We start from the raw sequence: 24,115 nt of genomic DNA, 5'->3' as shown, positions 1-24,115 counted from the left end.
CCGGTCGGTGATCCCGCACACAATTGTCCCTTCCTGACCGACTCCCGGAACGGAACAGGAGTTCCCGGCGTCTTTCCGAACGGGGGTTTGGGCAGGGCCCTGACAGGTCTCGCCGGCCCATGCCGCATCATGGGCTCATCACGATCGGAGCCCCGCGCTCCCATCCCAAGGAGAACACCACAAGCATGACCAAGCGTCATGGTTATGCGGTCCTGAGCGCCCTCGTCGCCCTGGTCCTCGCCGTATCCGCCGCCATCTACCTCACCGTGGCAGCCGACAACGGCACCTCCCGCGGCACTGCCGCCGACAACCGCCCCCACCACGGCTCCTCCGTCGCCCCCGCCTCCACCGGCACCTGGGTCGGCGCCTGGTCCACCGCCCCGGTCGGCGGCGAACCCCGCACCGAGACCCTCGGCCTCGCAGGTCACTCGGTGCGCAACGTCATCCACGCCGGCACCGGCGGCACAGGCGCCCGGATCACCCTCTCCAACCTCTACGGCCACGCCCCGCTGACCCTCACACACGCCTCGATCGCCCTGTCCGCGGGCGACGGCACCGCCGCCGCGGACCCGGACTCTATGCGCCGCCTCACCTTCGACGGCGCCACCAGCGTCGTCATACCCGCCGGCGGACAGATCGCCAGCGACGCCGTACGCCTCACCATCCCGCACAACAGCGACGTCCTCGTCACCACCTACTCCCCCACCCCCTCCGGCCCGGTCACCTACCACCCGCACGCACAGCAGATCTCCTACGTCGCCGACGGCGACCGCACCGAGGACTCGACCGGCACCCCCTACACCGAACAGACGCCCTACTGGCGCTACGTGACCGGCCTGGACGTCCTCAGCAACGAGGCCGACGGCACCGTCGTCGTCTTCGGCGACTCCATCACCGACGGCATCACCTCCACCCCCAACGCCAACCACCGCTGGCCGGACGTCCTCGCGGACCGGCTGCGCACCGCGCTCGCGGGCGGGCACCGGCTGCCGCGCTACAGCGTGATCAACGAAGGCATCAGCGGCAACCAGGTCCTGGCCGACGGCCTCGGCCGGCCGGCCGAGAACGAGAGCGGCCTCGGCCGCTTCGGCCGCGACGCGCTCTCCCACCCGGGCGTCAAGGTCGTCGTCATCGACCTGGGCATCAACGACATCCTGCGCAACCCGGAACTCGCCGACCCGAACCGCATCCTCACCGGCCTGCGCACCCTGGTCCGCCAGGGCCACGCCCGCGGCCTGAAGGTCGTCGGCGCCACACTGATGCCCTTCGAGGGCCACCGCGGCTGGACCCCGGCCCGTGAGGCGGTACGCCGGCAGATCAACGCGCAGATCCGGGCCGGCGGGGTGTACGACGCGGTCGTCGACTTCGACCGGGCGCTCCGCGACCCCTACGCCCCCCACCGCCTCCGCCCCGACTACGACTCCGGCGACCACCTGCACCCCAGCGATCCGGGCTTCAGCAGGATGGCCGAGGTCTTCGACCTGAACGCGCTCAAGGGCGCGGGCCAGGCAGAGCTGTAGCTGCGCAGAGCCGTAGCTGCGCAGAGCCGTAGCTGCGGCGAGGAATACTGGCGGGCATGACCCGCTTGATCCTCGCCACCCGCAACACCGGAAAGATCACCGAGCTGAGGGCCATCCTCGCCGAGGCAGGCCTGCCGCATGAACTCGTGGGTGCGGATGCCTACCCGGACGTCCCCGACGTCAAGGAAACGGGCGTCACCTTCGCCGAGAACGCCCTCCTCAAGGCCCACGCACTCGCCCGGGCCACCGGCCTCCCCGCGGTCGCCGACGACTCCGGCCTCTGCGTCGACGTCCTGAACGGCGCCCCGGGCATCTTCTCCGCCCGCTGGGCCGGCCGCCACGGCGACGACAAGGCCAACCTGGACCTGCTCCTGGCCCAGCTCGCCGACATCGCGGACGAACACCGGGGCGCCCACTTCGCCTGCGCGGCGGCGCTCGCCCTGCCGGACGGCACGCAGCGGGTGGTCGAGGGCCGCCTCCTGGGCGTCCTTCGGCACACGCCCGCCGGCACGAACGGCTTCGGCTACGACCCGATCCTCCAGCCGGAGGGCGAGACGCGCACGTGCGCCGAGCTGAGCCCCGAGGAGAAGAACGCGATCAGCCACCGGGGCAAGGCGTTCCGGGCGTTGGTGCCGGTCGTCCGGGAGCTGCTCGGCTGAACTCTGGTGCGGCCGGAGGGACTCGAACCCTCACGGGAGTTACCCCACTGGGACCTAAACCCAGCGTGACTGCCAATTCCACCACGGCCGCGTGGTACTGCCCGGCCATGCTAGCGGCCGGGCAGTGGGACCCGTCGGTCAGATGCCCAGATCCTTGATGATCTTTGCCACGTGGCCGGTGGCGCGGACGTTGTAGAGGGCCTTTTCGACCTTGCCCTCCTCGTCCACGACGATCGTGGAGCGGATGACGCCCATGTAGGTCTTGCCGTAGTTCTTCTTCTCGCCGTACGCGCCGTAGGCCTCGGTGACCTTCTTCTCCGGGTCGGCCAGCAGCGTGACCTTGAGGGACTCCTTCTCGCGGAACTTGGAAAGCTTCTCCGGGTCGTCGGGCGAGATGCCGATGACGTCGTAGCCGGCGCCGGCCAGGAGTTCCAGGTTGTCCGTGAAGTCGCAGGCCTGCTTGGTGCAGCCTGGAGTCAGGGCGGCCGGGTAGAAGTAGACGATGACCTTGCGGCCCTTGTGGGAGGACAGGGAGACGTCGTTGCCGTCGGCATCCGGGAGGGTGAAGGCGGGGGCCACGTCCCCCGGCTGGAGTCGCTCGCTCATCGGGCCAGGGTAACCGGGGGGCCTTGCGGTGCGCCGGGAGCAGAAGCTGACAGACTGTTCGGGACAGCATCAGGAGACTTCGGAGGCCGTACGGTGGCGGACACGTCGGACACCAGAACCCCGGCGCAGATCGAGGCGGACATCAAGCGCCGCCGTGAAGTGCTGGCCGAGACACTGGACGAGATCGGGGTGCGGGTGCATCCGAAGACGATCGCGGCAGACGCCAGGGCCAAGGTGGTCGCGCATGTCGATCACACGGTCGGTCGGGCGTACGTCCAGGTCAACCGCGTGGTGAGTGAGGTCCGGATGCAGTTCGTCGATGAAAAGGGCGGGCTGCGGCTGGAGCGGGTCGTGCCGGTCGCGCTGCTCGCCGTCGGCGTGGTCGGGCTGCTCACCGTGGGCTCGCGGCGGCGCAAGGGCTGACCCGGGCGCGTACGGGCAGGGCGAGGACAGGTAGGTTCGAGGCGTGAGCGCCAACAGAAACCAGCACAGCACCCCCCATCACGACAAGCTCCCGATCCGGATGCTGCACGACCGGGTTCTGGTCAAGCAGGAGACCGGTGAGGGCGAGCGGCGGTCGGGGGGCGGCATTCTGATCCCCGCCACTGCGGCGGTCGGACGGCGGCTGGCCTGGGCCGAGGTCGTCGCGGTCGGGCAGAACGTACGGACCGTGGAGCCGGGTGACCGGGTTCTGTTCGATCCGGAGGACCGGGCCGAGGTCGAGGTGCGGGGTGTGGCCTACGTGCTCATGCGCGAGCGGGATCTGCACGCCGTGGCCGCGGACCGCTTCGAGGGGTCGGAGGACTCCACGGGTCTGTACCTGTAGGAGCAGCGCACGAAGGGGCCGGTGACCATCGTCACCGGCCCCTTCGTGCTGCTTTTGCTACGTTCGGATGTGAGCCCGACGAGACGCGCCGTACCGGGATGCAGGCAAAGACGACGCACCGCGGAAGAGAGTCCTCATTCGTCTCGGAGGTGCCTGTCGTGGCCTGGGTTCTGTTGATCGTCGCCGGACTGCTGGAAGTCGGCTGGTCGATCGGGATGAAGTACACCGACGGCTTCACCCGGCCGGTGCCCAGTGTGTGCACGGGTGCCGGGATCGTCGCGAGCATGGTCCTGTTGTCGTACGCCGCGAAGTCCCTGCCCATCGGTACCGCGTACGGCGTGTGGGTGGGCATCGGGGCGGCCGGCGCGGCGGTGCTCGGCATGGTGGTGCTGGGTGAGCCGGTCACCGCCGCCCGGATCTTCTTCGTGTGTCTGCTGCTGGTCGCCGTGGTGGGGCTGAAGGCGACCAGCGGTCACTAGCGAGCGGTCGGGCGTCAGGTGACGGGGCCGCCTCCGGGGCCCGCGGTCGTGCCGGTCGTGGCGCCCCCGTCGGTGGCGCCGCCCGGGTCCGTACCGCCGCCGGTGGCGTCGCCGCCGGCCGTGTCGCCGCCGGTGGTGTCACCGCCCGTGGTGTCGCCGCCGGTGGTGGTGCCACCGCCGTCGGTGGTGGGGGTGCCGCCGGTGGTGGTTCCGCCGATGGTGTCGCCGCCGGTGGTCGTACCGCCGTCGGTGGGGGTGCCGGTGGTGGTGCCGCCGCCGGTCGGGCTCGTGGTCGCACCGCCGTCGTGCCGGCCGCCGCCGGTGGTCGTACCGCCGTTGTTCTGGTCGCCGGTGGTGCCCGGCGGGGTGGCGGAGCCCGTGCTGGGCGGCTGGGGCTGGTCGGCGCCCTGCTGCAGTTGCAGATCGAAGTCGCTCGCCGGGGTGCCCTGGAGAGCGGTGCGCGTGTACTGGGCCCAGATCTCGGTGGGCGGGCCGCCGCCGTTCATGCGGGGCTGGCCGAGGGCGCCGTACAGCGGCATGTGCTTGGCGGTCACCGGGTCCTGGCCCATGACGGAGACCACCGTGGCCAGGTCGGGGGTGTAGCCCGCGAACCAGGCGGCGGTGTCGTTCTCGGCGGTGCCGGTCTTGCCGGCCGCCGGGCGGCCCGCGTTCTGCGCGGCGAGGGCGGTGCCGTGGTCGACGACGCTCTGCAGGATCGACGTGGTGGTGTCGGCGGCCTCCCGGCTGACGGCCTGCTTGACCGGCTGGTCGGGCAGCGACACGTCCTTGGTGCCGTCCTTGGTGATCTTCTCGATCAGGGTGTACGTGCCGTGCTTGCCGTGGTTGGCGATCGTCGCGTATGCCTGGGCCATGTCCAGGACGCTGGCGGTGGCGGTGCCGAGCGCCATCGACGGGGACGGGTACAGGTCCGGGGTGTCGGCCGGGATGCCGAGGTCGATCGCGGTCTGCTTGACCTTGGACGGGCCGACGTCGGCGGCCATCTGCGCGTAGACGGAGTTCACGGACAGGTCCGTCGCCTTGGTGACGGTGATCGGGCCGTACGACTTCTGGTCCTCGTTCTCCGGGTTGTACGGCGTGCCGCTCCAGCCCTCGACGAGCCGCTTGTTGGTGCCGTCGTACATGGTGTTCGGGGTGATGGTGCGGCCGTCCTGGGTGGTCGAGCCGTTCTGCACCGCCGAGGTGAACACGAGGGGCTTGAAGGTCGAGCCGACCTGGAAGTCACCGCGGGTCGCGCCGTTGGTGTACTGCTTCACGTAGTCGATGCCGCCGTACATGGCGACGACCTTGCCGGTCTTCGGGTCGATGGAGGCACCGCCCGCGCGGACGTACTTGTCCTTCGGGTTGTTCTTCTTGTCCAGCTTGGACATCAGCTGGTCGTCCACCGCCTTGACGAAGGCGTCCTGCTTGTTCTTCTGGATGGTGGTGGTGATGCGGTAGCCGCCGGCGGCGAGCTGGTCGGCGTCGAGGATGTTGTTCGCGGCCAGGTAGTGCTTGATCGCGTCCACGAGGTAGCCGCGCTGGCCGGACAGGCCGGTGGAGACCGTCTGCTCCTTCGGCATGGGGAACTTCATGCCGGCGCGCTTGGACTCGCTGAGCCAGCCCTTCTTGACCATGCCGTCCAGGACGTAGTTCCAGCGGGCGACGGCCGCGGCCTTGTTCTCGGGGTGGGCGACGACGTCGTACTCGCTGGGCGCGTTGACGAGCGCGGCGAGGTAGGCGGCGCGGGCCGGGTCGAGGTCCCTGGCGTCGGCGCCGAAGTAGGCCTGGGCGGCGGCCTGGATGCCGTAGGCACCACGGCCGAAGTAGCTGGTGTTGAGGTAGCCCTCCAGGATCTGGTCCTTGGACTTGGTGCGGTCCAGCTTGATCGAGATGAAGAACTCCCTGGCCTTGCGGGTGAGCGTCTGCTCCTGGGCCAGGTAGTAGTTCTTCACGTACTGCTGGGTGATCGTGGAGCCGGACTGCTTGCCCTTGCCGGTGGCGGTGTTCCAGGCGGCGCGGAGCATGGCCTTGGGGTCGACCGCGGACTCGGTGTAGAAGTCGCGGTCCTCGGCGGCCAGTACGGCGTGCTGGGCGTCCTTGGAGACCTCGGCGAGGCTGACGTTCTCGCGGTTGACCTGGCTGTCGCGTGTGTCGCGGGCGATCTGGGAGCCGTCGGCGTAGAAGTAGACGTTGGCCTGCTTGGTGGCGAGGGCGTTGGCGGGCGGGATCTTGACGAGGGAGTAGCCGAGGAAGAAGAGCCCGACGAGCAGAAGGATGCCGATGACGACGGTGCTGAGCACCATGCGCCAGGTGGGAATGATCCGCCGCCACCCGGTCCGCTTGGGCCGCTTGGGCTTCTTCCCCTTGCCCTTGCCGTCGCCGGGGGTGGGCTGGGCGTCACCGGATGCCGGTGTCGCGGCGAGGACGGTGGCGTCGTGGTCGGTGGTGCCGGTGGAGTTGTTGCCGGTGGTGCCAGTGGCATGGGTGCCCGTACGGGTGCCGGTGCGGCGGCCCCGGGCGGCTGCTCCGGCTGCGCCGAGCGCGCCTGCGGCACCGGCGGCACCTGCGGGGCCGGCCTGGGAGGCCTGGCCGGCGGCGCCCGCGGCACCGGTGGCTGCGGCTCCGGCCGCACCGGCGGCACCGGCCGCCTGGGCAGCACGGTTCGTACGAGGGTTGCGGCCGGCGGCGCCGGGGCCGGTGGCCCGGGTCGTGGGTCCGGCAGGGTTCGGCTCGTCGGCCCGGGAGGCGGCCGACGACCTGGTGGGGTCGCCGGGCTCGGCCGGTCGGGGCGGGCCGACGCGCCGGAGGACCTGGGTGGTCTCGGGCGCGCGCGTCTCACCGGCCCCCTGAGCCGCGCCGGTCTCCTTGCCGGAGGGGCCTTCCTGGGAGCCCCGGGGCGCCGTGACCCTGCGGAGCACCTGGGTGCTCTCGGCCGACGGGGTCGGCTCGGAAGCGCCCCCGGCCCCCGAGGCCTGCGACTTCGCGGAGTCACCACGCCGCCGGGCGGACGCGTCGGACGCCCGGGAGCCCTGTGCCCCCGCGGACCCCCCGGACCCCGCCCCCGAGCCCCCGCGAGCAGCCGGACCCGAACCCGAGCCGGAACCCGAAGGGGCCGCCGACGCACCACCGGCAGCACCACCGGACGCGGAAGCACCCCGAGCCGTCGAACCGCCCTCGGAGCCCGAGCCCCCGCGAGCCGCCGGACGCCTGCCCGAAGCCGAACCCTCGTGAGCGGCCGGTTCCGTGCCGGAAGCCGGGCCCGAGCCGTCGCGAGCCGTCGGCACACCACCAGCAGCCCCGCCGGAGGTCGTGTCGGCGCCCTGCGCGGGCGTCGCCCGGTCCGGGCGGCTGCCTCGGGCCGCCTGGCGGGCCCGGGCCATGGAGGCGGTCCGCTCCTGGGCCGAGCGGTCCGCCGGAGCCGACGGGGCCGCCGGCGGCGCCTGTGCCGGGGCGTCCTGAGCCGGGCCGTCGTGGGTCGGCGTCGTACCGTCACCCGTTCGGCCGAGTCCGGGCCGGCGGGCCCGGCCGCGCTGCTCGGCGGGCTCGGCCCCCTCTGCACGCTCAGCCGGCGTGGCCCCCGCCCGTGTCCCCCTGCCTGCGGCGCCCTCAGCCGGCGTCGGTCCGGCCTGTGCCCGCTCGCCGGTGGCGCCCTCGGCGTGTGCCGGGGCGGTGGTCCGGTGAGGTGGTGTCGGCTTGCCGGTCCCGCCGACCTTGCCGGGGGCCGGCGCGTCGCGGCCCCCGGGGTCACCGGGCCCTTCAGCCGGCAGCGGCTTTTTCGGCTGCACGCCTTCGTTCGGCTGCTGCGGCTGCGGCTCGTCGCTCATGTCGTGCACGGACTCCTGTTTCGCGTCGTACGTTCCCGTACGCCTCGTACGCTTCTGCGCCCCCGGTTGGAAGACTCTCGCACCTGGCGTTCCGTTCCCGGATCCCGGCACGCTTCGGGCACGAATATTGCGTGGCCGGCAGCCGGACCCCTGGACTAGGCTCCTGCGCTTCGGTGTCGAGCGGTCCCAGGAGGTGGACTGGCGTGGGCGCGGGACGGTTGTACGTGGCCGTCGCGGCGGGGGGATTCAGACGGTACGCGACGTATCGGGCCGCCACTGCGGCAGGGGTGTTCACCAATACCGTCTTCGGACTGATCCTTGTCTATACCTACCGCGCGCTGTGGGACGAGCGGCCGCACCTGGGCGGCTGGGATCAGACGCAGGTCGTGACCTATGTGTGGCTGGGTCAGGCGTTTCTCGCGGCGCTCGCGCTCGGGGGCGGCGGCGTCGAGAACGAGTTGATGGAACGCATCCGTACGGGGGACGTGGCGATCGACCTGTACCGGCCCGCCGACCTGCAGCTGTGGTGGCTGGCGACGGATCTGGGCCGGGCGTTCTTCCAGCTGCTGGGCCGGGGGCTGGTCCCCTTCGCCTTCGGGGCCCTGTGTTTCCCGGTGTACCTGCCGACGGACGTGGGCACCTGGGCCGCCTTCCTGGTCGCCGTGCTGCTGGCGATGCTCGTGGGCTTCGGGATCCGGTATCTGGTGGCGCTCAGCGCGTTCTGGCTGCTGGACGGCCAGGGTGTGACGCAGATGTCCTGGCTCGCCGGATTCTTCTGCTCGGGCATGCTGCTGCCGCTGAACGTCTTCCCGGGGGCGCTCGGCGAGGTCGTACGGGTGCTGCCGTGGTCCTCGCTGCTCCAGGCTCCGGCGCAGATCCTGCTGGGGCACGGGGACCCGCTGGGCACGTATGTGTTCCAGGGGGCGTGGGCGGTGGTGCTGCTGGGTGCCGGGCGGCTGGTGCAGTCGGCGGCGACGCGGCGGGTGGTGGTGCAGGGTGGGTGAGACGGGTACCGGCCGGGTGCGGGAGGGGCTGCGGGCCTATCTGATGATCGCCGGGATGTGGATCAGGTCCACCATGGCCTACCGCGCCTCGTTCGCGATGACCACGTTCGGCAACTTCTCGGCGACCTTCTTCGACTTCGTCGCGATCCTGCTGATGTTCTCGCGGGTGGACGCCCTGGGCGGCTGGTCGCTGCCCGAGGTGGCGTTCCTCTACGGCCTGTCGGGTACGGCCTTCGGGCTGGCCGATCTGGTGATCGGCTCGATGGAGCGGCTGGGGCGGCGGGTGCGCGACGGCACGCTGGACACGCTGCTGGTGCGCCCGGCGCCGGTGCTGGCGCAGGTGGCGGCCGACCAGTTCGCGCTGCGGCGGCTGGGCCGGGTGACGCAGGGGCTGCTGGTGCTGGGCTGGTCGGTCGTCCGGCTGGAGGTCGACTGGACGCCGCTGAAGCTGCTGCTGATGCCGGTGATGGTGGTGAGCGGCTGCGGGATCTTCTGCGCCGTGTTCGTGGCGGGGGCGGCCTTCCAGTTCCTGGCGCAGGACGCCTCCGAGGTGCAGAACGCCTTCACCTACGGCGGTACGACGCTGTTGCAGTATCCGCCGACGGTGTTCGCGAAGGAGCTGGTGCGCGGGGTGACGTTCGTACTGCCGCTGGCCTTCGTCAACTGGCTGCCCGCGACCTATGTGCTGGGGCGGCCGTATCCGCTGGGGCTGCCGCAGTGGACGGCGTTCGCACCGCCGCTGGTGGCGGCGGGGTGCTGTGTGCTGGCGGGGCTGGCCTGGCGGGCGGGACTTCGTTCGTACCGGAGCACAGGGAGCTAGCGTGAGCGATTTCATCGCCCTTGAGAAGGTCGAGAAGGTCTTCGAGGTGCGCAAGAAGACCGGGTTCCTGAAGCGGGAGCGGCGCGAGGTGCGGGCGGTGGACTCGATCTCGTTCACCGTGGCGCGCGGGGAGATGGTCGGGTACATCGGGCCGAACGGCGCCGGGAAGTCGACGACGATCAAGATGCTGACGGGCATCCTGACGCCGAGTGCGGGGCGGCTGCAGGTGGCCGGGATCGACCCGTCCCGGGAGCGGCGGCGCCTCGCACACCGGATCGGGGTGGTGTTCGGGCAGCGTACGACCCTGTGGTGGGACCTGCCGCTGATCGACTCCTACCGGCTGGCGCACCGCATGTACCGGATCCCGGACGCCCGTTACCGGGAGAACCTGGACCGACTGGTGGAACTCCTGGAGCTGGGCCCTCTGCTGGACGTGCCCGTCCGGCAGCTCTCGCTCGGGCAGCGGATGCGCGGGGACATCGCGGCGGCGCTGCTGCACGATCCCGAGGTGCTGTACCTGGACGAGCCGACGATCGGCCTGGACGTGGTGTCGAAGGCCAAGGTCCGCGGTTTCCTGCGGGAGTTGAACGCCGAGCGGGGCACGACCGTGCTGCTGACCACGCACGACCTCCAGGACATCGAGCAGTTGTGCTCACGGGTGATGGTGATCGACCACGGGCGGCTGATGTACGACGGTCCGCTCGCGGGGCTGCACGAGGCCGGGGAGAGCGAGCGGACGCTCGTGGTGGACCTGGAGCGGGAACTGCCGCCGGTCCAGGTGCCGTCGGCGCGGGTGGTGCGGGTGGAGGGGCCGCGGCAGTGGCTGGCGTTCCCGGCGGGGTCGTCGGCGGCACCGCTCGTCGCGCATCTGGCGGCGGAGTATCCGCTGGTGGACCTGTCGGTGCGGGAGCCGGACATCGAGGCGGTCATCGCGAAGATGTACGTGGAGAAGGCGGTCTCGTAGGCTTCGGTCATGACCGACGACCCAAGTCCGGACCTCCGGGCGTCCGACCGCGACCGTGACCGGGTCGCCGAGGTCCTGCGGGACGCCCTGGCCGAGGGCCGGCTCGACATGGCGGAGTTCGAGGAGCGGCTGGAGGCGGCGTACACGGCGCGCACGTACGGCGAGCTGGCGCCGATCACCCGTGACCTGCCGGCGACCGGCACGGCGGCTGCGCCCGGCCCCGTCTCCTTCACCAAGGAACCCGCGCGGGGCGGGAGTTGGGCGGGCCGGATCGTCGGGGGCGAGGGGTCCTCGACGGGCGCGGTCGCCATCATGTCGGGCTTCCAGCGCAAGGGCCGCTGGACGGTGCCGAGGCGGTTCAACTGCTTCGCGTTCTGGGGCGGCGGCGAGATCGACCTGCGGGAGGCGGACTTCGCGGACCGCGAGGTCGAGATCAACTGCGTGGCGGTCATGGGCGGCGTCCAGGTCATCGTGCCGCCGGGGGTCGAGGTCGTCGTCCGTGGCATCGGCATCATGGGCGGCTTCGACCATCCCAGGGACGACGGGCCGCCCGAACCGGGCGCTCCGCGGGTGATCATCGGGGGACTTGCGTTCTGGGGCGGGGTGGACGTGACCCGCAAGATCACCCGTGCGGAGCAGCAGCGGCTCAAGGAGCAGCGCCGTCAGGAGCGGCTGGAGCGCAGGAAGTCCAGGAAAGAGCTGGACTGAGGCGCGTCCGGTCCCCTACTTCGTGCAGACCTTGGTCAGTTCGCCGGCGGCGTCCGTCACCGGGCTGACGTCCGGGGTCCGGTCGCCGTTCTTGATGGCCGTACGGACGTTCCCCACGGCCTTCCTGAGGTCGTCGACCGCCTTGTTGACGTCGGCGTTGTCGGTCTTGTCGCCGATCTTGTCGAGGTTCTTCTCTATGGAGTCCAGGGAGCTGTCCGCCTGGGTGGGATCGTTCGCGGCGTTCTCCACGGCCTGCTGGAGGTCGGTGACGCTGTCGGCGATGGAATCGGCGGTCTGCACGCAGTCCAGGGCCTTGTTCACGGCGTCGCAGCCGGTGGTGAGGCCGGTGGTGAGCGCGGCGAGCGCCACGGTGGCGACGGCGGTGAGACGGCGTCGGCTGACGGCCATGGTGGTGGTTCCCTCCCTGGTAAGGCTGTGCCGTACCCCTAGGACGCCGAGGAGGGCGCGCTGGTTGCCCGCGCGCCCCCATTGCGTTGGTCCGCCCTTTACTTCTTCTTCTCTCCGCTTCTCTCCGCCTCTACTTCGCGAGCGTGGCGTCGAGGGCCGCGCGCTGGTGGGCGGCGAGTTCGGCGCAGCCGGTGACGGCGAGGTCGAGCAGGGCGTTGAGTTCCTCGCGGGCGAACGGCTCGGCCTCGGCGGTGCCCTGGACCTCGACGAAGCGGCCGTCGCCGGTGCAGACGACGTTCATGTCGGTGTCGGCGCGCACGTCCTCCTCGTAGCAGAGGTCGAGCAGCGGGACGCCGCCGACGATGCCCACGGAGACCGCGCTCACGGTGCCGGTGAGCGGCTGGCGGCCGGCCTTGATCAGCTTCTTGCCCTGGGCCCAGGCGACGGCGTCGGCCAACGCGACATACGCGCCGGTGATCGCCGCCGTACGCGTGCCGCCGTCGGCCTGGAGGACGTCGCAGTCGAGGACGATGGTGTTCTCGCCGAGCGCCTTGTAGTCGATAACGGCGCGCAGGGAGCGGCCGATGAGCCGGGAGATCTCGTGGGTACGGCCGCCGATCCTGCCCTTGACGGACTCGCGGTCGCCGCGGCTGTTGGTGGCGCGGGGCAGCATGGCGTACTCCGCGGTGACCCAGCCCTCGCCGCTGCCCTTGCGCCAGCGCGGGACGCCCTCGGTCACGGAGGCGGTGCAGAACACCTTGGTGTCGCCGAAGGAGACGAGGACGGAGCCCTCGGCGTGCTTGCTCCAGCCGCGTTCGATGGTGACCGGGCGGAGCTGTTCGGGGGTACGGCCGTCGATGCGAGACATGCCGATGAGCCTAGCCGTACCTGCGAAAGGGACTCCTCCCGCGTCGGGAAGAGCCCCTTTCAGGTGAACCCGTCGGCTCACATCATGTCTTCGATCTCCGCGGCGATCGGGTCGGCGTCGGTGCCGATGACGACCTGGATGGCGGTGCCCATCTTGACGACGCCATGGGCTCCGGCGGCCTTCAGGGCGGTCTCGTCGACCAGCGAGGGGTCGGTCACCTCGGTGCGCAGCCGGGTGATGCAGCCTTCGATCTCCTCGATGTTGTCGATGCCGCCGAGGCCGGCGACGATCTTCTCAGCCTTGCTGGCCATGTTCCCTCTCCCTGATCCGAACCGCTTTGTCGCAGTAACCCACAGTTGGCCCATCTTCGCGAGCGGTCATGCCGTACGTGCCGAATGATGGCGATCACGACAGCGGAACCGTCCGCGAACTGGTCTACACCACACGGGGGACGGTCGCCAAACCGTGCCCGAGTCGAGTGACCGGGAGGACGCCATGAGCGCGCAGAGCGCCAGCAACCCGCAGGACACGGTCGGTCCCGTTCGCGAGCGCTGGAACCGGCTGTTCCAGGGCCTGCAGAAGATGGGCCGCAGCCTGCAGCTGCCGATCGCGGTCCTGCCGGCCGCGGGCATCCTCAACCGGCTGGGCCAGCCGGACGTGTTCGGGGACCAGGGCCTGGGCTGGACGGACCTGTCCAAGGTGATGAAGGGCGCGGGCGGCGCGCTGCTCGACGGCTCCCTGGGTCTGCCCCTGCTGTTCTGCGTCGGCGTCGCGATCGGCATGGCGAGGAAGGCGGACGGTTCCACCGCGCTCGCCGCGGTCGTGGGCTTCCTCGTCTACTACAGCGTCCTGCACCAGTTCCCCGAGAAGTGTCCGGGCGGCTCGAAGGCACTGCCGGACATCGGCTGCCAGGTCGGCGTCGGGGCGGGCGTCGGCTCGGTGACGCCGTTCACCTTCCAGAACCCCGGCGTCTTCGGCGGCATCGTCATGGGTCTGCTGGCGGCCTTCTTCTGGGCCCGCTTCCACCGCACCAGGCTGGTGGACTGGCTGGGCTTCTTCAACGGCCGCCGGCTGGTGCCGATCATCATGGCGTTCGTCGCCATCGTCTTCGCGGCGCTGTGCCTGTGGATCTGGCCGCCGATCGGCGCCGGCCTGGAGAGCTTCGGCCACTGGCTGCGGGACGCGGGCGCCTGGGGCGCCGGCATCTTCGGCGTCGCCAACCGCGCCCTGCTCGTGATCGGCCTGCACCAGTTCCTGAACGTGCCCATCTGGTTCCAGTTCGGCACGTACACGCCGCCGGGCGGCAAGCCGGTGCACGGCGACATCAACATGTTCCTCGCGGGCGATCCGCACGCAGGCCAGTTCACCTCGGGTTTCTTCCCGATCATGATGTTCGCGCTGCCGGCGGCGGCGCTGGCCATCACCCACTGCGCCAAGCCGCACCGCCGCAAGGAGGTCGGCGGCCTGATGCTGTCGGTGGCGCTGACGTCGCTGGTGACCGGCATCACCGAGCCGATCGAGTACTCCTTCCTGTTCATCGCGCCGTTCCTCTACGCCGTGCACGCCGTGCTCACCGGTGTCTCGATGGCGGTGACGTGGGCGCTCGGCGTGCACGACGGCTTCAGCTTCTCGGCCGGCCTGATCGACTACGTGATCAACTGGAACCTGGCGACGAAACCGTGGGCGATCATCCCGATCGGCCTGTGCTTCGCGGTCGTGTACTACGTCGTCTTCCGGTTCGCGATCACCGGGTTCGACCTGAAGACCCCGGGCCGTGAGCCGGAGGAAGAGGTCGAGGACATCACCAAGGCGTGACCTCTTACCACATCGGCACGCCCCGTAGCGTTGCGGTCGCGGATTTCGTGGTTCCTTATCCCGCCTTCATCGTGCTACAACAGGTCTACACCACTGAGTGGTGTAGACCACCAGCGATGGAGGAAACCAACCATGAGCACCGCCACCGCCACGGCGGCTCCCGCGAAGAAGCGGGGATCCGGCCTGTTCCAGGGTCTGCAGAAGGTCGGCCGCAGCCTGCAGCTCCCGATCGCCGTGCTGCCGGCGGCGGGCATCCTGCTCCGTCTCGGCCAGGACGACGTGTTCGGTAAGGACGGCCTCGGCTGGAACAAGGTCGCGGCCGTGTTCGCCACCGCCGGTGACGCCGTCTTCAGCAATCTGCCGCTGCTGTTCTGCGTGGGCATCGCCATCGGCTTCGCCAAGAAGGCCGACGGCTCGACGGCGCTGGCGGCGCTGGTCGGCTTCCTGGTGTACAAGAACGTGCTGACCGCGTTCCCGATCACCGAGGCCAGGATAACCAAGGGCGCGGACATCCCTGCCACGTACAACGACCCCAAGGTGCTCGGCGGCATCGTCATGGGTCTCATCGCCGCCGTCGTCTGGCAGCGCTTCCACCGCACCAAGCTGCCGGACTGGCTGGGCTTCTTCAACGGCCGCCGGCTGGTCCCCATCCTGATGGCCTTCATCGGCACCGGCATCGGTGTGCTCTTCGGTCTGATCTGGGAGCCCATCGGCAACGTCATCACCGACTTCGGCAAGTGGATGACCGGCCTCGGCGCGTTCGGCGCGGGCCTGTTCGGCCTCATCAACCGCGGTCTGCTGCCCGTCGGCATGCACCAGTTCGTGAACACGGTGGCCTGGCAGGAGATCGGCAGCTACAAGGACTCCGCCGGTGCCCTGTGGCACGGTGACCTGCCCCGCTTCTTCCACGGCGACCCGACCGCCGGTCAGTTCATGACGGGCTTCTTCCCGATCATGATGTTCGCCCTCCCGGCCGCCGCCCTGGCGATCACCCACTGCGCCCGCCCGGAGCGCCGCAAGGCCGTCGGCGGCATGATGCTGTCCCTCGCCCTGACCTCGTTCGTCACCGGTATCACCGAGCCGATCGAGTTCGCGTTCATGTTCATCGCCCCGCTGCTCTACGCGATCCACGCGGTGCTCACCGCGGTGTCGATGGCGGTGACCTGGTCGCTGGGCGTGCACCACGGCTTCAGCTTCTCGGCCGGCGCGATCGACTACGCCCTCAACTGGGGTCTGGCGACCAAGCCCTGGATGATCATCCCCATCGGCCTGGTCTTCGCGGCGATCTACTACGTGGTCTTCCGCTTCGCGATCACCAAGTTCAACCTCCCCACCCCGGGCCGCGAGCCCGAGGAGGAGGTCGAGGACCTCACCAAGGCCTGACGGGCCGCACCTCGGCAGGACGAAGGCCCCGGAACCGAATGGTTCCGGGGCCCTTTCGCATGCGGAAGGCTAGATCTCGTACGTCAGCCTCGGCGCCGCCAGTTCCACTGGCCCCCCGAACACCTCGCGCGCGTCGCGCAGGTTGACCTGCGGGTCGGTCCACGGCGGGATGTGGGTGAGGACCAGGCGGCGGGCGCCCGCACGGGCCGCCGACTCGCCCGCCTCACGGCCGTTGAGGTGCAGGTCGGGGATGCTCTCCTTGCCGTGCGTGAACGCCGCCTCGCACAGGAACAGGTCGGTGTCCCGGGCCAGCTCGTCCAGCGCCTCGCTGACCCCCGTGTCGCCGGAGTACGTCAGCGACCGTCCGCCGTGCTCGACGCGGATGGCGTACGCCTCCACGGGATGGCGGACCCGCTCGGTGTGCACCGTGAACGGGCCGATCTCGAACGTGGACGGCTTCACGGTGTGGAAGTCGAAGACCTCGCTCATGGAGGAGGCGGAGGGGGTGTCGGCGTAGGCCGTGGTCAGGCGGTGTTCGGTGCCCTCGGGGCCGTAGACCGGGATCGGGGCGCAGCGGCCGCCGTCGTGGCGGTAGTAGCGCGCGACGAAATAGGCGAGCATGTCGATGCAGTGATCGGCGTGCAGATGGCTCAGGAAGATCGCGTCGAGGTCGTAGAGACCGCAGTGGCGCTGCAGCTCGCCCAGGGCGCCGTTGCCCATGTCGAGAAGCAGCCGGAAGCCGTCGGCCTCGACGAGGTAGCTCGAGCAGGCCGATTCCGCGGACGGGAACGACCCCGAGCAGCCGACGACGGTGAGCTTCATGAAGCAGAAACCTCCGTTGGCGGAGAGATCAGACGGCAAGATCAAAAGGGCAGGAAACGGGGGTCGTGCGGTGCGTCGAGCGTAAGGCGCAAAAGCGCGGGTCGCTCCTCCGCCAGGGGCCGTTGTGGGCGAACTCACCTGTGCTGTCACCGGTTCGGCTGGACCCGGGGCGCAGAAGGATACGCAGAGGGCGCGCGATCCTCGGCGCGCGCCGGTAACGTCGTCGTATGGACACGTCCTGGTGGCTGGCGCTCGCGGCGGTGGTACTGCTCGCCCTGGTCGCCACGCTCATCGACGGCTGGGGAGGCAGCCGCCGGCCCGGCGGGCGCCGCCTGAGGCCGCCCGGCCGCCCGGGTACGCGCACGGCGCGGGCCGCCCGGCCGGCCCCCGGGGACATCTGGTGGGCGGACGTCCCCTACGAGGACCGGACCGAGACCAAGGACCGGCCCTGTCTGGTGCTGGCCGTACGCGGAAACCGGGCCACCGTCGCGAAGATCACCAGCAAGTACCACGACGAACGTGCCGGGGTGATCCCGCTGCCCCCGGGCGCGGTCGGGGATGCCGGGGGGCGGCCCAGCTTCCTGGAGACCGACGAACTCCGCGAGGTGCCTGTCGGCGACTTCCGGCGCCGGGTCGGTGTGGTCGACCCGGTTCTGTGGGACCAGGTACGGCACCTGGCACGTTAGAGGGTGCCGTCTGGATCATCCCGGTGCCGCGGTCACCGCACGTTCACCGTCACCGTCCACTCCTGGATGCCCTTGCAGGACACCTGGCCGGGAGCCGTCGGCTCGGCACACAGCGGGCGGGAGGACGTCAGTTTCACCGTTCCGGCGGCCACCGCCTGGTACGCGGCCGTGGCCTGGCCCGGCTGGATGACGAAGCCCGCGTTGATGCCCTTCAGCGCGGTGCCGTCGGCCATGACCGGCTTCCAGGGGCGGGACTTGGTGCCGTCCAGGGTCAGGCGGACCTCGCCGCCCTTGGTCACGCAGACGGTACGGCCGTTGTCGGCGGCCTTGAGCTGGACGAGGGGGGCGCAGGCAGCGCCGGTCGGGGACGCGGACGGCGCCCCCTTGTCGGCGCTTCCGCCGCCCGTGCCGCTCTGGGAGCCGCATCCGGCGAGGAGCAGTGCGGTCGCCGCGAGGGCGAGGGATGTCGTCGTACGGCGCATGGGTTTCGCCTTTCTGCCGTGGCCGCACGGGGTCGGCCGCCTGGTGCAGATGTGACGTGCCGGCACGACGAAAGGATCCCGCACACGGAAGGTTTCCGCGTGCGGGACCACTCTGTCCGGGTGCGGGATCAGCTGGTCGTCAGGGCGGTGTCGTCCACGACGAAGCCGGTCTGCAGCGAGGAGTCCTCCACTCCGTTGAACTTCAGGGTGACCGTCTGGCCCGCCAGCGAGGACAGGTCGAAGGTCTTCTGCGTGTATCCGGAGGCGGCGTTGAGGTTCGAGTACGTCGCCAGGGTGGTCGACCCGGCGGTGACCGTCAGCTTGTCGTACGCGGTGCTGCCGGTCTCGGCGGTGTCGATGTGCAGGAAGAAGGTGAGCGTGGCCTTGCAGCCGGCCGGGATCGTCACCGACTGGGAGAGGGCGTCGGTGTGGCTGGAGCCGTAGCCGTCGAGCCAGGCGTAGTACGAGCCGCCGTGGGCCGCCTCACCGGAGTCGTTGGTGATGACCCCGCTGGACGCGGTCCAGGTGGTGTTGCCTGACTCGAAGCCCGGGTTGCCGAGCAGCTGCGCCGCGGTGCAGCCGCCGCCGGAGGAGGAGACGGTCCAGGTGAAGGAGGTGGAACCGGAGGCGCCGGTGGAGTCCTTCGCGGTGACCGTGACCTGGTAGGTGCCCGCGGTGGACGCCGTACCGGAGATCAGGCCGGTGGAGCTGTTGACGGACAGGCCGGTGGGCAGGCCGGTGGCGCTGTAGGTGAGGGCCGCGCCCGCGCTGTCGGTGGCGTGGATCTGGAGGCTGACCGAGCTTCCGGTGGCGGTGGACTGGCTGCCGGGGGTGGTGACGGTCACCGTGTTGCCGCTGCTGGAGCCGGCGGTGAAGGCGGCGGTGCCGTTCGGGGTGCCCCAGCCGGTCGGGCCGTCGTAGCCGGTGGTCGCGGTGCAGAAGTACGAGGTGGTGCAGGAGCCGTTGCTGCCGCTGGTGACGTCGTACAGGTTGCCCGTGTGCTGGTAGGGGTACTTCGCCGGGTAGTCGCTCGTGCCCGGGGTGCCCGCGAGGGCGTAGACGCCGGCGACGATCGGGGCGGAGGCGCTGGTGCCGCCGTAGACCGCCCAGCCGGAGCCGCCGTAGGTGTCGTAGACCGCCACGCCGGTGGCCGGGTCGGCGACCGCGGAGACGTCGGCCTCCATGCGCTTGGCGCAGCCGGAGTCGGTCTGCCAGCTGGGCTTCGGGTCGTAGGCGGAGCAGCCGGAGCCGGTGCCCTCGGTGGAGCTGGTGTGCCACACCGACTCGCTCCAGCCGCGGGAGCTGGAGGAGGTGGTGAGCGCGGTGCCGCCGACGGCGGTCACGTACTGGGAGGTCGCCGGGTACTCGGCGCCGTAGGCGGAGTCACCGGAGGAGACGGTGATGGCGACGCCGGGGTGCTTGAAGTACTGGGTGTCCTCGGTGGTCTGGGAGGAGGACTCGGAGCCGCCCCAGCTGTTGGAGACGACCTTGGCGCCGAGCGCGACGGCCTCGTTCTCGGCGATGCCGAGGTCGGTGTCGTTCGCGGAGTTGGCCTCGACCAGGATGATGCTGCAGTTCGGGCAGACCGCGCTGACCATGTCGAGGTCGAGTGCCTCCTCACCGGCCCAGCCGGTGTCGTCGGTCGGCAGCGAGGTGGTCGAACCCGTCTGGCTGACCTGCTTGAAGCAGCCGTTGGCCTTGGTGCAGGCGGACAGGCCGTAGGTGGAGCGGTAGGTGGCCAGGTCGGACTCGGCGTTGGGGTCGTTGTAGGCGTCGACGATGGCGACCGTCATGCCGGAGCCGCCCGTGGTGGGCAGGTTGTAGGCGCTGTGCAGGTTGGCCGGGGAGAGGCCGGAGGGTGCCGCGGCGGCGAGCGCCGAGGCGAAGCGCTGCTTGATGTCGGTGCGGCGCTGGGCGAAGCAGGATGCGTGCCCGGGCTCGGCGGTGGCGCAGAGGTGGGTCGTGGGGACCTTCTGGCCGGCCCTGCCGGTGGAGTGGTAGGTCTGCCGCTCGGGGGCGGTCAGCGCCTTGTTGTTCTGCGTGATCTTCGAGGTGTGGGGGTGGGCCGCTGCGGGCTGTGCCCCGGCCGTCGGTGCCGCGGCGAGTCCGGCGACGGTGAGGGCGAGGGCGGGGAGGGCGACGGCGACGAGTCTTCGCAGACTGCGTCTTTGCCGGCTCGGGCGTGACTCACGCATGGGGTACTGCCTCCGTTGACGTGGGGTTTTCGGGATGGGGCAGGCCCGTGACGCGCGAGCGGCGGCAAGCGCGCAGCCATGAGCATGACACTGCGCGAGGAACGTAGTCCCGGCCCGGGATCGACCGGCAGTACCGAAAGGAATTCTTTGCTCGGCTGTAGGAATGACTTAGCCCCCTCATAAGAGGGGGCTGACGTGGGTTTGAGGCAGGCTAGGCCCAGAGCTGGCCCTGCAGCGTCTCGATGGCCTCCTCCGTGGTGGCCGCCGTGTAGACGCCGGTGGACAGGTACTTCCAGCCGCCGTCGGCCACGATGAAGACGATGTCGGCGCTCTGCCCCGCCTTGACCGCCTTCCTGCCCACGCCGATCGCGGCGTGCAGCGCGGCGCCCGTCGAGACGCCCGCGAAGATGCCCTCCTGCTGCAGGAGTTCACGGGTGCGGGTGACCGCGTCGGCCGAACCGACCGAGAAGCGGCTGGTGAGCACGGAGGCGTCGTACAGCTCCGGTACGAAGCCCTCGTCGAGGTTCCTGAGGCCGTACACCAGGTCGTCGTAGCGCGGTTCGGCGGCCACGATCTGGATGCCCGGCCGGTGCTCGCGCAGGTAGCGGCCGACGCCCATCAGGGTGCCGGTGGTGCCGAGGCCCGCGACGAAGTGGGTGATCGAGGGGAGGTCCGCCAGGATCTCCGGGCCGGTCGTGGCGTAGTGGGCGCCGGCGTTGTCCGGGTTGCCGTACTGGTAGAGCATCACCCAGTCGGGGTGCTCGGCGGCCAGCTCCTTGGCCACGCGCACAGCGGTGTTGGAGCCGCCCGCCGCCGGGGAGGAGATGATCTCGGCGCCCCACATGCCGAGCAGGTCCCGGCGCTCCTGCGAGGTGTTCTCCGGCATCACGCACACCATGCGGTAGCCCTTGAGCTTGGCCGCCATGGCGAGGGAGATGCCGGTGTTGCCGCTGGTCGGCTCCAGGATCGTGCAGCCCGGGGTGAGCCGGCCGTCCTTCTCCGCCTGCTCGATCATGTGCAGGGCAGGGCGGTCCTTGACGGAGCCCGTGGGGTTGCGGTCCTCCAGCTTGGCCCAGATACGGACGTCGGGGGACGGCGACAGCCGCGGCAGGCGCACCAGGGGGGTGTTGCCCACCGCGGCCAGCGGGGAGTCGTAGCGCATCGCTGCTCAGCGGCCGATCAGCGCATGCCGCCGGCGACGGCCGGCAGGATCGTGACGTTGTCGCCGTCGGACAGCTTGGTGTTGATGCCGTCCAGGAAGCGGACGTCCTCGTCGTTCAGATAGACGTTCACGAACCGGCGCAGCTGGTCGCCGTCCACGATGCGGGCCTGGATGCCCGTGTGCCGGCTTTCGAGGTCGGCGAACAGCTCGGCGAGGGTCTCACCGCTGCCCTCCACCGCCTTCTGACCGTCGGTGTACGTGCGGAGGATGGTGGGGATGCGGACCTCGATGGCCATGATTGCGGCTCCTGTCGGAAAGGGTGGGTCTGGGCACACGGCGGCACGCCGCGGCTCACGGCCGTACGGCGGCAGGGGTACGTCAACAGATGGCGCTGTTCAGCCTGCACAGGTCGACGTGCAGCCGCGCCACGAGCAGCATGCCCGGCGTCTTCTCGCTCACGTCGTTCAGAACCATGCGCTCATCGTAACGATTCCCGGTCCGGCCATCGGAGTGTGATCTCGCATACTGGATGGAATCTGACCGCATCGCGGGATCAGTAGGAGTCCACGACCTTGACCTCCTCCTCCGTGACCGCACCGTCCACGATCCGGAAGGAGCGGAACTGGAACTCGCCCATGCCGTCGGTGTCGGCGGTGGACACCAGGACGTAGTGCGCACCGGGCTCGTTGGCGTAGGAGATGTCGGTCCGGGACGGGTAGGCCTCGGTCGCGGTGTGGGAGTGGTAGATGATCACCGGGTCCTCGTCGCGGTCGTCCAGCTCGCGGTAGAGCTTGAGCAGGTCACCCGAGTCGAACTCGTAGAACGTCGGCGACATGGCCGCGTTCAGCATCGGAATGAAGCGCTCCGGGCGATCGGAGCCCGCCGGGCCCGCGACGACACCGCACGCCTCGTCGGGGTGGTCCTTGCGGGCGTGGGCGACGATCTGGTCGACGACGGCCTGCGTGATGGTCAGCATGTCCGTCAGGATAAGCAGAAGGGCCGTTCCGTACCGAGGGATGGTACGGAACGGCCCATATGCCGGACGTCCTGAGCGGCAGCCGCAGCGGAGCGCCACGAGAGCCCCGTGCGGCTGGACGTCCCGGAGGGGATGGTCAGCGCTTGCGGAAGGCCGCGGCCTCCGGGTTGCGGCGCTTGAGCACCCAGTAGGAGACGCCGAGGATCGCGGCCCACAGCGGTGCACAGTAAAGCGACACCCGGGCGTCCTTGTCGATGCCCATGAGCACGATCACCATCAAGATGAACGCGAGCGCGAAGTAGCTCGTGTACGGCGCGCCCGGCGCACGGAACTCGCTCTGCGGCAGCAGCCCGCGGTTCGCCCTCGCCCGGTAGCGGATCTGGCAGAGCAGGATGACGATCCAGGCCCACATGCCGGAGATGGTCGCGAAGGAGACGACGTAGTCGAACGCCTTGCCCGGCCACTGGTAGTTGATCCAGACGCCGAACAGCATCAGCGCGGCGGAGAACGTGGTGCCGACGAGCGGGGTGCCGCTGCGGGTCAGCTTGGTGAACACCTTCGGGCCCTGGCTGTTGAGCGCCAGGTCGCGCAGCATGCGGCCGGTGGAGTACATGCCGGAGTTGCAGGAGGACAGCGCGGCCGTGAGGACGACGAAGTTGACGATGCCGGCGCCGGCGGCCAGGCCCATCTTCTGGAAGGCGGCGACGAACGGGCTCACACCCGGGTGGAAGTTCGTCCACGGCACGACCGAGAGGATCATGATCAGCGCGCCGACGTAGAAGACGGCGATGCGCCACGGCACGGTGTTGATCGCCTTCGGCAGCACCTTCTTGGGGTCCTTGGACTCGCCCGCGGTGACACCGACCAGCTCGACGGCGAGGAAGGCGAACATGACCATCTGCAGGGTCATCAGCGTGTTGCCGACACCGTGCGGGAAGAAGCCGCCGTCGTTCCACAGGTGGCTGACGGAGGCGGTGTCGCCGGCGTCGGAGAAGCCGATCGTCAGGATGCCGGCGCAGATCAGGATCATGCCGATGATCGCGGTGACCTTGACCATGGAGAACCAGAACTCCAGCTCACCGAAGAGCTTCACGGAGATCAGGTTGGCGCCGTACAGCACGATCGTGAAGATCAGGGCCGAGACCCACTGCGGGATGTCGAACCAGTACGTCATGTAGGCGGCCGCGGCCGTGACCTCGGTGATACCGGTGACCACCCAGAACAGCCAGTACGTCCACCCGGTCACAAAGCCCGCGAAGGGGCCGATGAACTCGCGCGCGTACTCCGAGAACGAACCCGACACCGGGCGGTACATCAGCAGTTCGCCGAGCGCCCGCATGATCAGGAAGATCACGAGGCCCGCGACGGCGTACGCCAGGATGAGGCTCGGGCCGGCCTTGGAAATGCCCTTGCCCGCGCCGAGGAACAGACCGGTGCCGATGGCACCGCCGATGGCGATCATCTGGATCTGCCGGGACCCGAGCCCGCGCTGATACCCCTCGCCGCCCTCGCTGCCCTCGGCCCGCGCGGCCTCGTTGCCGTCGCGAAGCTGGTCGACCTGCGATGAGGTCATGTGTGGTGCGCCTTTCTCCATGCCGACCCGGGCCTTTCGTCGGCCACGGATCGGGTTTCGATCCCCCCGGATTGCTGGAGCTGGGCGGCATTCGCGATCCGCCCCTGCCTGGCCGACGGTCGTCGGCTCGGTGGCGCACCCGGCCGGACATGGGTGGTGTCGGCCGGGCGGTCGTGAAGATTTATCACGGCCGCAATATTGATCACAGAGCCGGACTGTGATGCACCACACAGGTAAAAGCGGACAAAATTACACCGAACGCTGCAAAACCGGCCGCAAGGGTGACAGGATCGTTATCCGGATTTGAGCGTCCGCTGAGCGAACACACTCCGGGG

Annotated in this window: 25 protein-coding genes, 1 tRNA gene and 1 riboswitch; of the genes, 12 read left to right on the top strand and 14 right to left on the bottom strand. The window is 70.1% G+C overall.

Annotated features, from left to right (window positions below; translation table 11 throughout):
- Positions 1-185: 185 nt before the first annotated feature.
- Positions 186-1,520 (top strand): SGNH/GDSL hydrolase family protein, encoded by a 1,335-nt coding sequence (locus ACIGXP_RS15785; RefSeq protein ID WP_399768614.1) that lies wholly within the window; start codon positions 186-188, stop codon positions 1,518-1,520.
- Positions 1,521-1,576: 56 nt separating this feature from the next.
- On the top strand, positions 1,577-2,179 hold the full coding sequence (gene rdgB, locus ACIGXP_RS15780; RefSeq protein WP_363216228.1) for an RdgB/HAM1 family non-canonical purine NTP pyrophosphatase: 603 nt from the start codon (positions 1,577-1,579) through the stop codon (positions 2,177-2,179).
- Between the two features lie 4 nt (positions 2,180-2,183).
- Here the strand turns inward: rdgB and ACIGXP_RS15775 are convergent.
- Together ACIGXP_RS15775 and bcp are read right to left on the bottom strand one after the other, a co-directional pair.
- Positions 2,184-2,270 (bottom strand) — tRNA-Leu (locus ACIGXP_RS15775).
- Positions 2,271-2,317: 47 nt separating this feature from the next.
- Complete coding sequence (gene bcp / locus ACIGXP_RS15770) at positions 2,318-2,785, bottom strand: thioredoxin-dependent thiol peroxidase (RefSeq protein WP_363216230.1); 468 nt, start codon at positions 2,783-2,785, stop codon at positions 2,318-2,320.
- 93 nt (positions 2,786-2,878) lie between these two features.
- On the opposite strand from bcp, the gene ACIGXP_RS15765 reads away from it, so the two are divergent.
- The 3 genes from ACIGXP_RS15765 (at position 2,879) to ACIGXP_RS15755 (ending at position 4,090) form a co-directional block, all read left to right on the top strand.
- Entirely contained in the window at positions 2,879-3,208 is a 330-nt protein-coding gene (locus ACIGXP_RS15765; protein ID WP_363216231.1) for a DUF3618 domain-containing protein, read from the top strand.
- 43 nt (positions 3,209-3,251) lie between these two features.
- Complete coding sequence (locus ACIGXP_RS15760) at positions 3,252-3,611, top strand: co-chaperone GroES (RefSeq protein ID WP_031159553.1); 360 nt, start codon at positions 3,252-3,254, stop codon at positions 3,609-3,611.
- A 53-nt stretch (positions 3,612-3,664) separates the two neighbouring features.
- Positions 3,665-3,731, top strand: a riboswitch (guanidine-III (ykkC-III) riboswitch).
- A gap of 38 nt (positions 3,732-3,769) precedes the next feature.
- Positions 3,770-4,090 (top strand): multidrug efflux SMR transporter, encoded by a 321-nt coding sequence (locus tag ACIGXP_RS15755; protein ID WP_363213934.1) that lies wholly within the window; start codon positions 3,770-3,772, stop codon positions 4,088-4,090.
- A 14-nt stretch (positions 4,091-4,104) separates the two neighbouring features.
- Here ACIGXP_RS15755 and ACIGXP_RS15750 read toward each other — a convergent pair whose 3' ends face one another.
- Positions 4,105-7,008: a transglycosylase domain-containing protein gene (locus ACIGXP_RS15750; RefSeq protein WP_399768610.1), complete on the bottom strand. Its 2,904-nt coding sequence runs from the start codon at positions 7,006-7,008 to the stop codon at positions 4,105-4,107.
- A gap of 1,109 nt (positions 7,009-8,117) precedes the next feature.
- Between ACIGXP_RS15750 and ACIGXP_RS15745 the strand changes: the two genes are divergently transcribed.
- Genes ACIGXP_RS15745 through ACIGXP_RS15730 form a run of 4 tightly spaced genes read left to right on the top strand, consistent with a single transcriptional unit; the run spans position 8,118 to position 11,410 of the window.
- On the top strand, positions 8,118-8,918 hold the full coding sequence (locus ACIGXP_RS15745) for an ABC transporter permease (protein WP_399768608.1): 801 nt from the start codon (positions 8,118-8,120) through the stop codon (positions 8,916-8,918).
- Positions 8,919-8,961: 43 nt separating this feature from the next.
- Entirely contained in the window at positions 8,962-9,738 is a 777-nt protein-coding gene (locus tag ACIGXP_RS15740; protein WP_399769085.1) for an ABC transporter permease, read from the top strand.
- Between the two features lies 1 nt (position 9,739).
- Positions 9,740-10,702: an ATP-binding cassette domain-containing protein gene (locus ACIGXP_RS15735; RefSeq protein WP_399768606.1), complete on the top strand. Its 963-nt coding sequence runs from the start codon at positions 9,740-9,742 to the stop codon at positions 10,700-10,702.
- 9 nt (positions 10,703-10,711) lie between these two features.
- Complete coding sequence (locus tag ACIGXP_RS15730; protein ID WP_399768604.1) at positions 10,712-11,410, top strand: DUF1707 domain-containing protein; 699 nt, start codon at positions 10,712-10,714, stop codon at positions 11,408-11,410.
- 15 nt (positions 11,411-11,425) lie between these two features.
- Here the strand turns inward: ACIGXP_RS15730 and ACIGXP_RS15725 are convergent, their stop codons facing one another.
- The 3 genes from ACIGXP_RS15725 to ACIGXP_RS15715 form a co-directional block, all read right to left on the bottom strand.
- Positions 11,426-11,818 (bottom strand): hypothetical protein, encoded by a 393-nt coding sequence (locus tag ACIGXP_RS15725; RefSeq protein WP_363213929.1) that lies wholly within the window; start codon positions 11,816-11,818, stop codon positions 11,426-11,428.
- A 130-nt stretch (positions 11,819-11,948) separates the two neighbouring features.
- Positions 11,949-12,686 carry a ribonuclease PH gene (gene rph, locus ACIGXP_RS15720; RefSeq protein ID WP_363213928.1) on the bottom strand — a complete coding sequence of 246 codons (738 nt, stop codon included), beginning with the start codon at positions 12,684-12,686 and terminating at the stop codon, positions 11,949-11,951.
- Positions 12,687-12,763: 77 nt separating this feature from the next.
- Complete coding sequence (locus ACIGXP_RS15715; RefSeq protein ID WP_363213927.1) at positions 12,764-12,997, bottom strand: PTS glucose/sucrose transporter subunit IIB; 234 nt, start codon at positions 12,995-12,997, stop codon at positions 12,764-12,766.
- A gap of 184 nt (positions 12,998-13,181) precedes the next feature.
- On the opposite strand from ACIGXP_RS15715, the gene ACIGXP_RS15710 reads away from it, so the two are divergent.
- Together ACIGXP_RS15710 and ACIGXP_RS15705 are read left to right on the top strand one after the other, a co-directional pair.
- A complete protein-coding gene (locus tag ACIGXP_RS15710; protein WP_399768601.1) occupies positions 13,182-14,501 on the top strand; it encodes a PTS transporter subunit EIIC in 1,320 nt (439 codons plus the stop codon).
- Between the two features lie 132 nt (positions 14,502-14,633).
- On the top strand, positions 14,634-15,884 hold the full coding sequence (locus ACIGXP_RS15705) for a PTS transporter subunit EIIC (RefSeq protein ID WP_399768599.1): 1,251 nt from the start codon (positions 14,634-14,636) through the stop codon (positions 15,882-15,884).
- Positions 15,885-15,953: 69 nt separating this feature from the next.
- On the opposite strand, the gene ACIGXP_RS15700 is transcribed toward ACIGXP_RS15705, so the two are convergent.
- The gene (locus ACIGXP_RS15700; protein WP_363213924.1) at positions 15,954-16,706 is read right to left on the bottom strand and encodes an MBL fold metallo-hydrolase; all 753 of its coding nucleotides are present in this window, start codon (positions 16,704-16,706) and stop codon (positions 15,954-15,956) included.
- Between the two features lie 227 nt (positions 16,707-16,933).
- On the opposite strand from ACIGXP_RS15700, the gene ACIGXP_RS15695 reads away from it, so the two are divergent.
- On the top strand, positions 16,934-17,392 hold the full coding sequence (locus ACIGXP_RS15695) for a type II toxin-antitoxin system PemK/MazF family toxin (protein WP_363213923.1): 459 nt from the start codon (positions 16,934-16,936) through the stop codon (positions 17,390-17,392).
- A 32-nt stretch (positions 17,393-17,424) separates the two neighbouring features.
- On the opposite strand, the gene ACIGXP_RS15690 is transcribed toward ACIGXP_RS15695, so the two are convergent.
- The 7 genes from ACIGXP_RS15690 to ACIGXP_RS15660 all read right to left on the bottom strand — a co-directional run bounded on the left by ACIGXP_RS15690 (position 17,425) and on the right by ACIGXP_RS15660 (position 23,780).
- Entirely contained in the window at positions 17,425-17,874 is a 450-nt protein-coding gene (locus ACIGXP_RS15690) for a hypothetical protein (RefSeq protein WP_399768596.1), read from the bottom strand.
- A 128-nt stretch (positions 17,875-18,002) separates the two neighbouring features.
- Positions 18,003-20,069, bottom strand: coding sequence for a putative Ig domain-containing protein (locus ACIGXP_RS15685; protein WP_399768594.1), 2,067 nt, complete (start codon positions 20,067-20,069; stop codon positions 18,003-18,005).
- 211 nt (positions 20,070-20,280) lie between these two features.
- On the bottom strand, positions 20,281-21,231 hold the full coding sequence (locus tag ACIGXP_RS15680) for a cysteine synthase (RefSeq protein ID WP_363213919.1): 951 nt from the start codon (positions 21,229-21,231) through the stop codon (positions 20,281-20,283).
- Between the two features lie 17 nt (positions 21,232-21,248).
- Positions 21,249-21,527 carry a MoaD/ThiS family protein gene (locus tag ACIGXP_RS15675; RefSeq protein ID WP_351249975.1) on the bottom strand — a complete coding sequence of 93 codons (279 nt, stop codon included), beginning with the start codon at positions 21,525-21,527 and terminating at the stop codon, positions 21,249-21,251.
- Between the two features lie 82 nt (positions 21,528-21,609).
- Positions 21,610-21,705: a putative leader peptide gene (locus ACIGXP_RS15670; protein WP_363213918.1), complete on the bottom strand. Its 96-nt coding sequence runs from the start codon at positions 21,703-21,705 to the stop codon at positions 21,610-21,612.
- 79 nt (positions 21,706-21,784) lie between these two features.
- Positions 21,785-22,207: a M67 family metallopeptidase gene (locus tag ACIGXP_RS15665; protein WP_360086125.1), complete on the bottom strand. Its 423-nt coding sequence runs from the start codon at positions 22,205-22,207 to the stop codon at positions 21,785-21,787.
- 136 nt (positions 22,208-22,343) lie between these two features.
- The gene (locus ACIGXP_RS15660) at positions 22,344-23,780 is read right to left on the bottom strand and encodes an amino acid permease (RefSeq protein WP_399768591.1); all 1,437 of its coding nucleotides are present in this window, start codon (positions 23,778-23,780) and stop codon (positions 22,344-22,346) included.
- Between the last annotated feature and the right edge of the window lie 335 nt (positions 23,781-24,115).

Origin of the sequence: Streptomyces sp. NPDC053069, from assembly GCF_044546895.1 — a bacterium.
GTDB lineage: Bacteria > Actinomycetota > Actinomycetes > Streptomycetales > Streptomycetaceae > Streptomyces.
Note: the sequence above shows the minus strand (reverse complement) of the source record. Positions and strands in the feature narration are given on the sequence as shown.